This window comes from Bosea sp. BIWAKO-01 (assembly GCF_001748145.1).
GTDB lineage: Bacteria > Pseudomonadota > Alphaproteobacteria > Rhizobiales > Beijerinckiaceae > Allobosea.
On the sequence record NZ_BCQA01000001.1, the window covers coordinates 1,451,807 to 1,465,545 of the forward strand.

Annotated in this window: 12 protein-coding genes; 9 read left to right on the forward strand and 3 right to left on the reverse strand. The window is 66.6% G+C overall.

All coding sequences use genetic code 11. The annotated features are described in order from the left end of the window. Positions 1 to 5 precede the first annotated feature (5 nt). The 5 genes from BIWAKO_RS06595 to BIWAKO_RS06615 all read left to right on the forward strand — a co-directional run bounded on the left by BIWAKO_RS06595 (position 6) and on the right by BIWAKO_RS06615 (position 5,508). Positions 6 to 281, forward strand: coding sequence for a sarcosine oxidase subunit delta (locus BIWAKO_RS06595; protein ID WP_069877859.1), 276 nt, complete (start codon positions 6 to 8; stop codon positions 279 to 281). Further along, positions 278 to 3,265, forward strand: coding sequence for a sarcosine oxidase subunit alpha family protein (locus BIWAKO_RS06600; protein WP_069877860.1), 2,988 nt, complete (start codon positions 278 to 280; stop codon positions 3,263 to 3,265). The genes BIWAKO_RS06595 and BIWAKO_RS06600 overlap by 4 nt, the downstream gene beginning before the upstream one ends. Continuing rightward, a complete protein-coding gene (locus BIWAKO_RS06605) occupies positions 3,258 to 3,890 on the forward strand; it encodes a sarcosine oxidase subunit gamma (protein ID WP_069877861.1) in 633 nt (210 codons plus the stop codon). The genes BIWAKO_RS06600 and BIWAKO_RS06605 overlap by 8 nt, the downstream gene beginning before the upstream one ends. 83 nt (positions 3,891 to 3,973) lie before the next feature. Then, positions 3,974 to 4,837: a formyltetrahydrofolate deformylase gene (gene purU / locus BIWAKO_RS06610; protein WP_069877862.1), complete on the forward strand. Its 864-nt coding sequence runs from the start codon at positions 3,974 to 3,976 to the stop codon at positions 4,835 to 4,837. A 152-nt stretch (positions 4,838 to 4,989) separates the two neighbouring features. Beyond that, the gene (locus BIWAKO_RS06615) at positions 4,990 to 5,508 is read left to right on the forward strand and encodes a hypothetical protein (RefSeq protein ID WP_074471655.1); all 519 of its coding nucleotides are present in this window, start codon (positions 4,990 to 4,992) and stop codon (positions 5,506 to 5,508) included. Positions 5,509 to 5,514: 6 nt separating this feature from the next. Here the strand turns inward: BIWAKO_RS06615 and BIWAKO_RS06620 are convergent, their stop codons facing one another. Next, entirely contained in the window at positions 5,515 to 6,738 is a 1,224-nt protein-coding gene (locus tag BIWAKO_RS06620) for an MFS transporter (RefSeq protein WP_084651194.1), read from the reverse strand. Between the two features lie 377 nt (positions 6,739 to 7,115). Between BIWAKO_RS06620 and exbB the strand changes: the two genes are divergently transcribed. From exbB to BIWAKO_RS06640, 4 genes are all read left to right on the forward strand, one after another. Further along, positions 7,116 to 8,153, forward strand: coding sequence for a tonB-system energizer ExbB (exbB, locus tag BIWAKO_RS06625; protein WP_074471517.1), 1,038 nt, complete (start codon positions 7,116 to 7,118; stop codon positions 8,151 to 8,153). 3 nt (positions 8,154 to 8,156) lie between these two features. Further along, positions 8,157 to 8,612 carry a TonB system transport protein ExbD gene (gene exbD, locus BIWAKO_RS06630; protein WP_069877863.1) on the forward strand — a complete coding sequence of 152 codons (456 nt, stop codon included), beginning with the start codon at positions 8,157 to 8,159 and terminating at the stop codon, positions 8,610 to 8,612. After that, positions 8,609 to 9,493 (forward strand): energy transducer TonB, encoded by an 885-nt coding sequence (locus tag BIWAKO_RS06635; RefSeq protein WP_069877864.1) that lies wholly within the window; start codon positions 8,609 to 8,611, stop codon positions 9,491 to 9,493. The genes exbD and BIWAKO_RS06635 overlap by 4 nt, the downstream gene beginning before the upstream one ends. Positions 9,494 to 9,712: 219 nt before the next feature. After that, positions 9,713 to 11,416 carry an ABC transporter ATP-binding protein gene (locus BIWAKO_RS06640; RefSeq protein ID WP_069877865.1) on the forward strand — a complete coding sequence of 568 codons (1,704 nt, stop codon included), beginning with the start codon at positions 9,713 to 9,715 and terminating at the stop codon, positions 11,414 to 11,416. Between the two features lie 224 nt (positions 11,417 to 11,640). Here BIWAKO_RS06640 and BIWAKO_RS06645 read toward each other — a convergent pair whose 3' ends face one another. Together BIWAKO_RS06645 and cobD are read right to left on the reverse strand one after the other, a co-directional pair. Then, positions 11,641 to 12,612, reverse strand: a complete 972-nt coding sequence (locus tag BIWAKO_RS06645) for a D-2-hydroxyacid dehydrogenase (RefSeq protein WP_069877866.1) — start codon at positions 12,610 to 12,612, stop codon at positions 11,641 to 11,643. Between the two features lie 104 nt (positions 12,613 to 12,716). Next, positions 12,717 to 13,733: a threonine-phosphate decarboxylase CobD gene (gene cobD, locus BIWAKO_RS06650; protein ID WP_069877867.1), complete on the reverse strand. Its 1,017-nt coding sequence runs from the start codon at positions 13,731 to 13,733 to the stop codon at positions 12,717 to 12,719. Positions 13,734 to 13,739: the final 6 nt, after the last annotated feature.

A 13,739-nucleotide genomic window follows, 5' to 3' on the forward strand; every position in this document is an offset into this window, starting at 1 on the left:
TCTCCATGCGCATCACATGTCCACATTGCGGCGCCCGCGACGTCCAGGAATTCACCTATCTCGGTGACGCCAATCCGCAGCGGCCCGAGGGAATGGCAACGACGGAAGCGGCGATGCACGACTATGTCTATCAGCGTGACAATCCGGCCGGGCGGCATCACGAGCTCTGGTATCACGGCGCCGGCTGCCATGCCTGGCTGGTCGTGACCCGCGACACGAGAACCCACGCCATTGAGACCGTCGAGACCGCCAGGGCGCGCGCCAAGGAAGATGCGGCATGAGCCCGAAGCAGCCCTTCCGCCGCGACGATGGCGGCCTGATCGACCGGGCGAGCGCCGTCAGCTTCCGCTTCGATGGTCGCACCTATCAGGGTCATGCCGGCGACACGCTTGCAGCCGCGCTTCTGGCCAATGGCGTGCGCCTCGTCGGCCGATCCTTCAAGTACCACCGGCCCCGCGGCATCCTTTCGGCAGGTCCGGAGGAGCCGAATGCGCTCGTCGAACTGCGCTCCGGCGCGCGGCGCGAGCCCAATACGCGAGCGACCGTGACCGAGCTCTATGACGGGCTCGAGGCGCAGAGCCAGAACCGCTGGCCCTCGCTCGATTTCGACATCCTGTCGATCAACTCGCTGCTCGCGCCGGCGCTGACCGCGGGCTTCTACTACAAGACCTTCATGTGGCCGGCGGCCTTCTGGGAAAAACTCTACGAGCCGCTGATCCGCCGCGCCGCCGGTCTTGGTCGGGCCGCCATGGAGGAGGATCCCGACCATTACGAGAAAGCGTTCGCCTTTTGCGACGTCCTCGTCATTGGCGCCGGGCCGGCCGGGATCTCCGCCGCACTGGCGGCCGGCCGCAGCGGCGCCCGCGTCATCCTGTGCGATGAGGATTTCCGACCGGGTGGCCGGCTGCTCGCCGACAAGCGCGAGATCGACGCCCGCGCCGGCTCCGAATGGGCTGCTGCCGCGCTGGCGGAACTCGCCAGCCTTCCCGATGTCCGGATCATGACACGCACGACAGTGTTTGGCGTCTATGACCACGGCATCTACGGCGCTGTCGAACGCGTCTGCGACCATCTGCCGGTGCCAGCTGCGTATCAGCCACGCCAGCGCTCCTGGCGCATCACCGCCAAACGCGCGGTGCTGGCGGCCGGCGCGATCGAGCGGCCTGTCGTCTTCGCCGGCAACGACACCCCCGGCGTCATGCTGGCAGGTGCGGTGCGAACCTATGTCAATCGCTACGCCGTACTGCCCGGGCGCGATGCTGTGGTCTTCACGACCGGCAATGATGGCTGGGCCACGGCCCGCGATCTTGCTGCGGCTGGCGCAAAGGTCGCGGCGATCGTCGATCCGCGTCCGCAAGTGGATTCCGCATTGGTCGCACTCGGAAACGCGATCGGCGCGCGCGTCTTCGCCGGCAGCGCGGTCAGCCGCGCCACCGGCGGCAAGGCCCTCAAACAGGTCACGATCCGCGAAGCGTCCGGCCGCGAGACCAGCCTCGCCTGCGATCTGCTCGCCGTCTCGAATGGCTGGAATCCGACGCTGCACCTGACCTCGCATCAGAACACGCGGCCGGTCTGGGACGAGGCGATCCAGGCCTTCGTGCCGGGCACGATGCCCGCCGGCCTCAGCGCCGCCGGCAGCGCTGCCGGGCATTTCAGCCTGGCCGAGGCACTGACGGACGGCGCCCGCCTCGGCAGCGAAGCTGCCGCCGATTGCGGTTTCGCGGCGAAGCCGCCGGCTTCCGCAGCGAAGACCGATCCCGAAGCGGTCTCGGTTTCTCCGCTCTGGCGGGTCAAGGGCGGCAAGGGCAAGGCTTTCGTCGATTTCCAGAACGACGTGACCGATACAGATGTCGAGCTGGCGGCGCGCGAGGGGTTCCGACCGGTCGAACACCTGAAGCGTTACACCACGCTCGGGATGGCGACCGATCAGGGCAAGACCTCGAACATCTCCGGCCTCGCGATCATGGCCGAGCAGACAGGCAAGACCATTCCCGAGACGGGAACGACGATCTTCCGGCCGCCCTATACGCCTGTGGCCATCGGTGCACTGGCCGGCCACCATCGCGGCCCGGATTTCCGGCCGACGCGGCTTGCGCCCACCCATCAATGGTCGAAGGACCAGGGCGCCGTCTTCGTCGAGACCGGGCTCTGGCTGCGCGGGCAGTATTATCCGAAGCCCGGCGAGGACCACTGGCTGACCACCGTCAATCGCGAGGTGCTGGCCGTGCGCAACGGCGTCGGCATCTGCGATGTCTCGACCCTCGGCAAGATCGACATCCAGGGCGATGACGCCGCCGAGTTCCTGGAGCGGGTCTATATCAATGGCTGGAAGGCGTTGCCCGTAGGCAAGGCGCGCTATGGGCTGATGCTGCGCGAGGACGGCTTCGTCATGGATGACGGCACGACCTCGCGCCTGGCCGAAACGCATTTTCTGATGACGACCACCACCGCGAACGCCGCCAAGGTGATGCAGCATCTCGAATTCTGCCATCAGGTGCTCTGGCCGACGCTCGATGTCCGCATGGTCTCGGTCTCGGAGCAGTGGGCACAGGTCGCGGTTGCCGGTCCAAAGGCTCGCGAGGTTCTGCGCGGCGTCGTCGATGCGCAGCACGATCTCTCGAACGAAGCTTGTCCCTATCTCGCGGCGCGCAGCGTCACCGTCGGCGGCGGCATCCCGGCACGGCTGTTCCGGATCTCCTTTTCGGGGGAGCTCGCCTATGAGCTCGCCGTCCCGGCCGATCATGGCGATGCGATGATGCGCGCCCTGATGGCGGCGGGGTCGCCGTACGGGATCACGCCCTATGGCACCGAGGCGCTCGGCGTGATGCGTATCGAGAAGGGCCATGTCGCGGGCAACGAACTCAACGGCCAGACCACGGCCCGCGATCTCGGCCTGGGCAGGATGATGTCCGCCAAGAAGGACTTCGTCGGTCGCGTCATGGCTGGGCGCGAAGCCCAGATCGAGTCGGATCGTCCCGCCCTGGTCGGCTTCAGGCCGGTGGAAATCGGGCAGCGACTGCGAGCCGGTGCGCATTTCATCGGCCTCGGCAAGCCTGCGGCGATGGAGCATGACGAGGGCTACATGACCTCGGTCGCCTATTCCCCGGTGCTGAAGCACTGGATCGGCCTCGGCCTCTTGAAGAATGGCCCCAAACGCATCGGCGAACGCGTCCGCGCCGTCGACCCGGTGCGCCACGGCGATATCGTTCTCGAAATCTGCAATCCGGTCTTCGTCGATCCCGAAGGAGCGCGCCTCCATGGCTGACGCCGTGACAACTGCCTGGACGCCACGCGGCTCCTGGGCCGGCATTCTGGCCTCGGGCGCCTTTGGTGCCGCCGGGCAGCCCGGCATCACGATCGAGGCGCGCGACGGCCTTGGCATCGCCAGCCTGATTGTCGGGGAGGGTCGGGTTGAGGCGCTTGCGCAGGCGCTCCAGGGCCGCACCGGACTCGGCCTGCCTGTGACGCCGCGCATCGTCTCCAGCACGAGCCACAGTCTGGTCTGGGCCGGCCCGGATCAGTGGCATCTGATCGCGACGGACAGGAACGGGTTCGATGAACTGCTGCGCGATCTCGCGCCGCTGGCCGCCATCTCCGACCAGTCCGACGGGCGGGCTACGCTGCGGCTTTCCGGACCCAGGCTGCATGATGCCCTGGCGAAGGGCTGCATGCTCGATCTGCACCCGTCCGCCTTCCCGGTCGGCGCTACCGCCTTGACAAGCATCGCCTATATGGGTGTGCATCTCTGGCGGATCGCTGACGATCCGGACACCGGTGACGCCGTTTTCGAGATCATGGTCGCACGCAGCATGGCAGGCAGTTTCTGGTCCTGGCTTTCCGCCTCCGCGGCGGAGTTCGGCTGCAAGGTGACGGCAACGGGACGAGGTTGAGCGCAGCGCGTCGCGCGCCCTCCAAGCCGAAACCCGTCCCATTGTCCCAGCGAAGGGCCGCCCCTCGAAGGGCAGCATCAGCCATGTCCGACCGCATTTCGATCCTCACCCTCTCCTGCCCCGACCGTCCAGGCATCGTCGCCGCCGTCTCGACGCTGCTGTTCGAGGCCGGCTGCAACATCCGTGACGCACAGCAGTTCGACGACACCGAGACCGGCCGTTTCTTCATGCGCGTCGTCTTCGAGCGCCTCGCCGAGAGCAGGTCGCACGCCGAGATCACGGAAGCCTTCGGCGAACTGTCCCGGCGCTTCGCCATGGATTTCACCCTGCGCGAGCAGCATGTGCGGAAGCGCGTGATGCTGCTGGTCTCGAAATTCGACCACTGCCTCGCCGACCTGCTTTATCGCTGGCGTATCGGCGAGCTGCCGATGGAGATCGCCGGCATCATCTCGAACCACGGTCGCGACAGCATCGCCTCGACCGATATCGGCGACCTCCCCTTCCATCATTTGCCGATCACCCGACAGACCAAGATGGAGCAGGAGGCCCAGATCTGGCAGCTCGTGCATGAGACCCGGACCGATCTTGTCGTGCTTGCGCGCTATATGCAGGTCCTGTCCGACGGGCTCTCGGCCAAGCTGCTTGGTCGCTGCATCAATATCCATCATTCCTTCCTGCCCGGCTTCAAGGGCGCCAAGCCCTACCATCAGGCGCATGAGCGCGGCGTGAAGCTGATCGGCGCGACCGCCCATTACGTGACGCCCGATCTCGATGAGGGCCCGATCATCGAGCAGGATGTCGAGCGCATTTCGCATCGCGACACGCCCGACGCGCTGGTGCGCAAGGGCCGCGATATCGAGCGGCGGGTGCTGGCGCGCGCCGTGCTGCATCATCTCGAGGACCGCGTCGTTCTGAACGGCAAAAAGACCGTCGTCTTCACCGACTGAGGTCGCCGCGATCGGGGAGGTCCGAGTCGTCTCAATCGTTGCGGCATTCCTCCCACGCCTGGGAGGATGACAGCGGGTTTCCAGCCGTCCACGGCTGGGAGGCGTGGCGTTTCCACTTGCTGTTCCGCCACGCGGGCGGCAAGGAAGCATCGATGGCATCGTCACCTCTCCATCGTCTGGCAGTCGCGATCGGCCGCGTTGCTGCGCTGCCGCTACGAGGCCTGATCTCGTTCCTGATCCTGTTCGACGAGCTCGTGCGCCCGCTCTACCGCCCGGCGATTCGCTGGCTGTCGGAACGGCGGTTCGTGGCACGCGCCGAGGCGGCGATCGCCCAGATGCCGCGTTTTGCGATCCTGGCGCTGCTGGCAGCGCCGTTCGCAGTCGTTGAGCCTCTCAAGCTCGTCAGCCTCATCGTGATCGCGCGCGGCCATGTGATCAGCGGCCTGATCATGCTCGGGCTGGCGTATCTGACGAGCTTCGTGATCGTCGAGCGTATCTACAATGCCGGCCGGGAGAAGCTCCTCACCATCGGCTGGTTCGCGCGCGGAATGGCTGTCATCACCGAATTGCGCGCGCGCGCGCTGGATTGGGTGAGGCGCAGTCCGATCCATGCCTTCATCCTGCGCACGCGCGACGCGGTCCGTTCATGGTGGCGCGCACGACGGATCTGATGCAGGTCAGGCGACCTTGCGCGCGAGCACGAACAAGGCCCCGGTGGCAAGCAACGACAGCGACACCATGAGCCCCGCCGTTGGCATCAGGCCAGCCCGCTCGATCAAAACCGCACAGACAAGCGGCGCCGCCGCCTTGACCACCAGCCCCGGCGCCGAGAGCTTGCCAAGCATCGCGCCGTATCCCGCCGGGCCGAAGAGCTGGAGCGGCACGGTTCCACGCACGATCGAGCTCAGTCCGACGCTGATCCCGTAGGCGATCGCAAAGAGACCGGCGAGCACTGCGGTCGTCTGGCCTGTCATCAGCAGGATGAAACCGAGCGGCATCATCGCCGCCGAAATCCATGCCGTGGTCACCGGCGAGAGAGAAGCGCCGAACAGCATCTCCGCCAGCCGTCCGGCGACCTGGGCGGGGCCGACCAGGGCACCGATACCCACCGCGACAGCGGCGCTCAGGCCCAGCCCCTGCAATATGCTCAGCAAATGCACCGACATGGCCGAAACGACGAAGCCCTGCAGCGAGAAGGCGAGAGCGAGCAGAACAAAGGCGAGCCGGCGCGCCTCGCCTTCGAGATAATCGGCATGGAGCAATGCCGGCACGCTCGCGGCATGCTCGCGCTCTGCGGCCCGTTTGACACGCCCTGGCAGCCCAAGGAGATGCAAGGGCACACAGAGCCCCAGCTGAAGCAGGCCGTAGAACCGGTAGATCTCGCGCCAGTCGAACTGTGCGAGCAGCGCCGTCGTCAGGGGCCAGAAGATCGTCAAGGCAAAGCCACCGATCAGAGTGAGCTGGCTGATCGAGCGCCGCGCGCCGGCACCGCGCGACTGCGTCAGTGCCGCAAAGGCGGCGTCGTAGAAGACCATGGTCGAGACCATGCCAAGGGCAATCATCGCTACGAAATAGCTCGGGCCGCCGCGTGCCTCGGCGAGCGCCAGCAGCGCCAACCCGGCAAGAGCCGAACCGAGCGTCATCACCAGGCGTGCTCCTCGACGGTCCACCTGCCGGCCGACGACGGGAGCAACGACACCGCCGGCAAGAAGGCTCGCGGCGAACCCGGCATAGGTCCATTCAGGAGCCCATCCGAAGCTTGCGGTCATGCTTGGGGCCAGCACCGCGAAGGCATAGTAGAGGCAGCCATAGCCGGCGACCTGTGTCACGCCGAGGGTCAGGATGAGGCCGAGCCCACGTCCCGTAGAGGGCACCGGCAAGGGCGAAGGCAGGCTCGGCATCGAGATTAGATCATCCGGCTGACGGCATCACGGGGTGCGACCGGATGACCATTCTTCGACTCGCGGCCGGAGACAACGCCATCCTGCGAATACCTGAGCTGACATCATCGGCATGGGCGAGCGGACGACCGGTCGGCAGCAGCGGTGCGATAAAGTCTTACGTCGGACAGCGGCTGCCGCCGAGCGCGAACTGCCCAAACAATGGTTACAACTCGGCACAACCACAATCTTTATCTTTGACATTCGCTTTGTTAATCGCCAGTAACGCGCCCATAGAAGTATTCATAGATTAGATTTTTTCTAAATTAATAGTACAACTATTGCCTTCATCCACGAAATGAACCGCCCATCATTCTGACAACAGAGAGCCAACCGGTATGAGTGCCCAGGACGAGCCCCGCCGCAGTACAGCCACGACCACTCCTGCCGGTCGGGCAAAACGCAGCGCAGCGGGCAGCCTGCTGCTGGCACTGTCCCTCACATTTGGCCCCGCAATCGGCGCAAGTTTCGCACAGGCGCCCGCAAGCACGCCGGCTGCCCAGCAGCCCGCGCCACCGCCAAGCGCGACGCCTGCGACGCCGGCTCCGAGCATGGCCCCAAGCCCGAGCGGCGCCCATGAGCAAATGGCGGTCCCCCAGCAGCCACCTGCGCCGCAAGCCTCCGCCCCTGTCGCCGCTGCTGCGATTCCTCATGACCTTTCGCCCTGGGGTATGTTCATGGCGGCGGACATCGTCGTTAAGGCGGTGATGCTCGGGCTTGCCTTCGCCTCGCTGGTGACCTGGACGATCTGGCTCGCAAAGAGCCTCGAGCTGACGACTGCCAAGACCAGGGCGCGGCTGGCAGCACGCCGGCTGGACGAGGCGGACAGCCTCGAGATTGCCGCCGAGAGGATCTCTGCCGGCCATGCACGGCGCAGCGTAGTCGCCGAGCTGGTTCAGGCCGCTCGCGATGAAGTCCGCCGTTCGGCTGATCTCTCGGATGACGGCATCAAGGAGCGCGTTGCGATCGCGCTGTCACGGCGCGAGGCCCGCGCCGGCCGGGACATGGCGAAGGGCACCGGCCTGCTCGCGACGATCGGCTCCACTGCCCCCTTCGTCGGCCTGTTCGGCACTGTCTGGGGCATCATGAACTCCTTCATCGGCATCTCGCAGTCGAAGACCACCAATCTCGCCGTGGTCGCGCCCGGCATCGCCGAAGCGCTGCTGGCGACTGCGATCGGCCTCGTCGCGGCGATCCCCGCCGTCATCATCTACAATGTCTTCTCGCGTTCGATCGCAGGCTACCGCGCCGTGCTGTCGGACGCCTCGGGCGATGTCCTGCGCCACCTCTCGCGCGACCTCGAGCGCGCTCGGCGCGCGGCGCAGCGCCCTGGCCGCTCGCTGCATGCGGTGCCGCCGTTGATGTCGGCGGAGTGAACGATGGCCGTTTCGCTCAAGGATCCGCAGGACGGCGATCTGGCTGAGGTCTCCGAGATCAACGTCACGCCCTTCATCGACGTGATTCTCGTGCTGCTGATCATTTTCATGGTCGCGGCCCCGCTCTCCACCGTCGATGTCGCCGTCGATCTGCCCGTCTCCAACGCGCAGCCGCAGCCGCGCCCCGAGAAGCCCGTCTTTCTTACCGTGAAGGGCGATCTCTCGCTCGCGCTCGGCAACGATCCTGTCCCGCGCGAAACGCTGCAGAGTGTCCTGGACCGGCAAACCAGCAGCGACCGTGAGCAGAGGGTCTTCCTGCGCGCCGACGGGACCGTCGCCTATCGCGAGCTGATGGATGTGATGAACCTCCTGCGCAATGCCGGCTATCTGAAGATCGCGCTGGTCGGGCTCGAGGATACCGGCCAGGTGGCCGTGCCGGGTGCGGGTGCAAAGCCATGAAGACCGGGCCTGTTGATGGCGGCGTCTCGCGACGCGTCTGGCCGGCGCTGCTGCGCTGGAGCTCGGCGGGGCTCGTCGTCGTGGCGGCCCATGGCGGCATTGCCTGGCTGGCCTTGAGCTGGCGGCCGGGAGAGGCTGCGGCCGGCGCGCCCGAGCCTGCCGTGATGATCGAGCTTGCCGCGGTTTCCGTTGCGCCCGAGGCGCCCGCTGCCGACCTGCCCCCTGCCCCTCAGGCGACCGAGGCCGAGCCGCCCCCGCCCACCCCGGAGCCTGTCCCCGAGCCGATCAAGGAGCCGGAGCCGCCTCCGGAGCCCGAGGTGACACCCGAGCCGGTCCATCTGCCCGAGCCTGAGATCAAGCTGCCCGAACTGCCACAGCTGCCCGATGCCGCAGCTGTGCTCGCTCCCCCGCCTCCGCCTGCCCCCGAGAAGCCGAAGGTCGTCGAACGCAGGCCGACGCCGCCCAAGCCACGCGTCGCCGAGCGCCGCAAGCCGGTCGAGCGCGAGAAGCCGCGGGCCAAGGAGGCCGCCGCGCCCCCCGCCTCGGCCGCTCCCGCCGCTGCTCCGTCCTCCGCACCAACCGGCTCCGCTGCATCGCCCTCCGCCTCGACGGCGTCGTGGCGCGGCATGCTGATCGCCCATCTCAACCGCTACAAGCGCTTCCCGGGCGGCGCGCGTCCCGGCACGGTGCAGATTGCCTTCTCGATCGATCGGGGCGGGCGTGTCCTGTCCGCGCGACTCGCCGGTAGCTCCGGCGATGCCACGCTCGACGAGGAGGCCGTCAGCATGATCCGCAGGGCAAGCCCCGTCCCGGCGCCTCCCGCCGGCGTGGGCGGGGGCGGCACGATCTCGCTCGCGGTGCCGGTGCGTTACAACCGCTGACCTGGCCTGTCTGGAGCGCGGCAGAGCGCAGGGGCCCCAGCCTTGCCGATGAGTGATCAGTGCCCGGCCATGCATTGCCGGCATTCCGCCCCGGCACGCCACAGCCTATAGAAGGGGCCGGCCCCGTTCCGGCCTCTGGACCCGCGGATAGTCGTGCGCGATCCGGAGCGAGGACGCCCGATCCGAACCGCGATCCGGATTTGAAAAGACATCGTCATCATGCTTCGCCGTTTCTTCGCCTATTACGCACCGCATCGCGGCCTCTTCCTGCTGGATTTTTCCTGCGCGGTGCTGTCGGGCCTGCTCGAGCTCGCCTTCCCGATCGCGGTGAAGTTCTTCATCGACTGGCTGCTGCCCGGCCAGAACTGGGGATTGATCCTCGCCTGCGCCGCCGCACTGCTGGTGATCTACCTGCTCAATAGCGGGCTGATGGCGATCGTGACCTATTGGGGCCACATGCTCGGCATCAATATCGAGACCGAGATGCGGCGGAAGGCGTTCGACCATCTGCAGAAGCTCTCCTTCAGCTTCTTCGACAACCAGAAGACCGGCCATCTCGTGGCCCGCCTCACCAAGGACCTCGAGGAGATCGGAGAGGTCGCGCATCACGGGCCCGAAGACCTGTTCATCGCGATCATGACCCTGTTCGGCGCCTTCGTGCTGATGTTCATGGTCAGCCCCGAGCTTGCGCTCGTCACAGCCGCGATCGTGCCGCTGACCGGTTGGCTGACCGGCCGCTATGGCGGGCGCATGACGCATAACTGGCAGCAGCTCTTCGGGCGGGTCGGCAGTTTCAACGCGCGCATCGAGGAGAATGTCGGCGGCATCCGCGTCGTCCAGGCCTTCGCCAACGAGGAGCACGAGCGGCGGCTTTTCGCCCGTGACAACCAGAACTACCGCCAGACCAAGCTCGATGCCTACCGCATCATGGCGGCGACCATCTCGCTGAGCTATCTCAGCATGCGGCTGACCCAGATGGTGGTGATGGTCGCCGGCAGCTATCTCGTCATCACCGGCAGCCTGAGCCAAGGCGGTTTCGTCGGATTCCTGCTGCTCATCGCCGTGTTCTTCCGACCGATCGAGAAGATCAATTCGGTGATCGAGACCTATCCGAAGGGCATTGCCGGCTTCCGGCGCTATACCGAGTTCCTCGACACCGAGCCGGATATCGCCGACCGCCCGAACGCGGTGACCGCGCCGAGACTCTCGGGCGAAATCCGCTATGCGGGCGTTTCGTTCGCCTATCAGACCGGCCGCCCCGTGCTCAGCGGCATCGACCTGCATATCAAGCCCGGCGAAACGATCGCGTTCGTTGGCCCGTCAGGGGCCGGCAAGACGACGATCTGCTCCCTGCTGCCGCGCTTCTACGAAGTCAGCGGCGGAAGCATCACCATCGACGGCATCGATATCCGAGATATGACGCTGGCCTCGCTGCGCGGGCAGATCGGCATCGTGCAGCAGGATGTCTTCCTCTTCGCAGGCACGATGCGCGAGAACATCGCCTATGGCCGGCTCGAGGCGAGCGAGGCTGAGATCGTCGACGCCGCGCGGCGCGCACGGCTCGACGAGGTCATCGCGGCGATGCCAGACGGGCTCGACACCATCATCGGCGAGCGCGGGGTCAAGCTTTCAGGCGGGCAGAAGCAGCGCCTCGCCATCGCTCGCATCTTCCTGAGGAATCCGCCGATCCTGATCCTGGACGAGGCGACCTCGGCGCTGGATACGCAAACCGAGCGCGCCATCCAGCAATCGCTCGCGGACCTGTCGCAGGGCCGCACCACGCTGATGATCGCGCATCGTCTCGCGACCATCCGCGATGCCGACCGGATTGTGGTCGTGGATTCGACCGGCATCGCCGAGCAGGGCAGCCATGCCGATCTGGTCAAGGCCGACGGCATCTACCGCAGGCTGCACGAGGCCTAGATCACGCTGCGGTGGGACGAAATCGTCCAAGCGCAGAAAACGTGATCGAATCTAATGGTTTAGAGCATGTTTGATGCGAAAAACGTTGCCACTTTTTCGCAGCATGCTTTAAGCGAACCCCCGCCAAGGCATCGGCCCGAGAAGTGGATTGCGGTTCTCGGGGAATCCGATGCGACCACAGAAGCCAGGATCCACGGACCGGAAGCGATATCCGGCCCGATGTTCTAAACGATCTGGTTGCGCAACTCAGCGTCGCCACGCGCCAGCCGGTCGAGATTGTCGAGGAGGATGTCGACGACATTCGCCTCATAGGCGCGCGTCTCGCCGGCGCTGTGCGGGGTGACGATGACGTTCGGCAGGCCCCAGAAGGGTGAGGCCGGCGGGAGCGGCTCGTCATGGAAGCAGTCGAGCCCGGCGCCAGCCAGGCGCCCCGAGCCCAGTGCCTCCAGCAGCGCCGCCTCGTCGACGACGCGGCCACGCGCAACATTGATCAGGAGAGAGCCCGGACGCATCGCGGCAAGCGCCTCGCGGCCGATCAGTCCTTCGGTCTCGGGCGTCAGCGGACAGGTCAACGCAACGATGTCGGCCTCGGCCAGTACCGTGCCCAGCTTGTCCGTCGCCACAATCGCGTCGATGCCGGGCTCGGCCCGCTCGCTGCGGCGCACGCCGATGATGCGCAGACCGAAGGCCGCAGCCAACCTCGCCAAACGCAGGCCGATCCGTCCAAGGCCGACAACGACCATCGTCTTGCCGCCGAGCTCGTCCTCGCGCCGGGCGCGATCGCCGATCATAGGCCGCCAGTGCTTTGCCATCTGGTTGTCGCGAGCGAGATGGATCTGACGGGTGAGGCCCAGGATGAGCGCCATGGCGTGCTCGGCAACGGCGCGCTCATTGCCCCCTTGCGCACTGGCGAGGCGAATGCCCGCCGTGGCGAAGGCGGGCTTATCGAACTGATCCGTGCCGGCGCTGATCGACTGGACGAAACGCAGGCGCGGGCAGGCAGCGATCAGCTCGTTGCGCCAGAGACCGGAGACGACGAGGACATCGGCTTCGGGTGCGCGCGCCTTGAGTTCCTCGAAGCTGCGAACCTCAAAGCTCCTCGCGGGGCGCCCCCGCGCAGCGAACTCCGCTCCGAGCTGGTAGGCGGCATGCGCGAAGCCGATCGTGAGTTCAGTTTCCTGCGGCCAAGACGTCATTGCATCCCCCTGATGACGAAACCCAGTTTAGATCATCGGCTTTCCCGAAAACCGCAATCCACATTTCGGGCCGATGCCTTGGCCGGCGTTCCGTGCCTGCGCCTCTAGGCGGCGCAAGGAGGCAGGAAGGATGCCAGCGCAGTGGCGAGCCTCTGCCAGGACGCCTCGTCGCCGGGCAAGCCAAGCCGTAGCCAGCTCGCGTTGTTCTGAAAGCGACGGACATAGATCCCGTGGCGGCCGAGATGGGCGAAGAGTGCCGGTGCGTCCGGCGTCGCCAACAGCCTGAACAGGGAGGTGCCGCCGACAATCACACCTCGCGACGCCAGCAGGGCATCAAGACGGGCGGCATCGCTGGCCCGGGCACCAGAGGCCGCCGCGAGCCAGTCCGAGTCACCGAGCGCCTGCGCCCCGATATGAAGCGCCGGCCCCGCGACGGCCCAGGGACCGAGCGCCGCCCGCAAGACCTCCGTCAGGCGCACCTCGCCGATCGCGAAACCCAGACGCAAGCCGGCGAGCCCGTAGGTCTTGCCAAAGGAGCGCAGGATCAGCGTCGCCGGTGGCAGATCCGGGATCAGACTCGCCTCGGGCATGAAATCGATGAAGGCCTCGTCAATGACGAGCAACCCGCCTCGTCCGGCCAGGTCGCGCGCAACCGCCGTGAGTTGCGCGCGCTCGATCACCCGCCCATCGGGATTATTCGGATTGACCAGCACGACCACGCCCGCGCCGCCTACCTCCGCGGGCGTTGCGCTCTCCCGCACGTCCATCTCCGCCTTGCGCCAGGCCACCGCATGTTCGGCATAGGTCGGACCGATCACGGCGACCGGCCCGATGCTCGCAAGACGCGGCAGCAGTTCGATCAGTATCTGAGTGCCGGGCGCCGCGACGATGCCGGCCGTCTCGGGCACCCGGTACGTCTCGCGGGCCGCAGCAAGCAATGCCGCCTCGTCCCGCACTCCCGGCAGGCGCTGCCAGAGGCTTAACGGCAGCTCGGGAACCGGATAGGGGATGGGATTGATCCCGGTCGAAAGATCGATCCATGGCTCGGGCGCCTCCGGGAACAGCGCCTTCGCCTGCGCCAGATCGCCACCATGCCAGACCTTGCCCGCCGCCTCAGCCATTCCCGC

Coding starts and splice junctions, on each gene's coding strand:
- BIWAKO_RS06595 (WP_069877859.1), top strand. CDS start 6: ATGCGCATCACATGTCCACATTGCGGCGCCCGCGACGTCCAGGAATTC.
- BIWAKO_RS06600 (WP_069877860.1), top strand. CDS start 278: ATGAGCCCGAAGCAGCCCTTCCGCCGCGACGATGGCGGCCTGATCGAC.
- BIWAKO_RS06605 (WP_069877861.1), top strand. CDS start 3,258: ATGGCTGACGCCGTGACAACTGCCTGGACGCCACGCGGCTCCTGGGCC.
- purU (WP_069877862.1), top strand. CDS start 3,974: ATGTCCGACCGCATTTCGATCCTCACCCTCTCCTGCCCCGACCGTCCA.
- BIWAKO_RS06615 (WP_074471655.1), top strand. CDS start 4,990: ATGGCATCGTCACCTCTCCATCGTCTGGCAGTCGCGATCGGCCGCGTT.
- BIWAKO_RS06620 (WP_084651194.1), bottom strand. CDS start 6,738: ATGCCGAGCCTGCCTTCGCCCTTGCCGGTGCCCTCTACGGGACGTGGG.
- exbB (WP_074471517.1), top strand. CDS start 7,116: ATGAGTGCCCAGGACGAGCCCCGCCGCAGTACAGCCACGACCACTCCT.
- exbD (WP_069877863.1), top strand. CDS start 8,157: ATGGCCGTTTCGCTCAAGGATCCGCAGGACGGCGATCTGGCTGAGGTC.
- BIWAKO_RS06635 (WP_069877864.1), top strand. CDS start 8,609: ATGAAGACCGGGCCTGTTGATGGCGGCGTCTCGCGACGCGTCTGGCCG.
- BIWAKO_RS06640 (WP_069877865.1), top strand. CDS start 9,713: ATGCTTCGCCGTTTCTTCGCCTATTACGCACCGCATCGCGGCCTCTTC.
- BIWAKO_RS06645 (WP_069877866.1), bottom strand. CDS start 12,612: ATGACGTCTTGGCCGCAGGAAACTGAACTCACGATCGGCTTCGCGCAT.
- cobD (WP_069877867.1), bottom strand. CDS start 13,733: ATGGCTGAGGCGGCGGGCAAGGTCTGGCATGGTGGCGATCTGGCGCAG.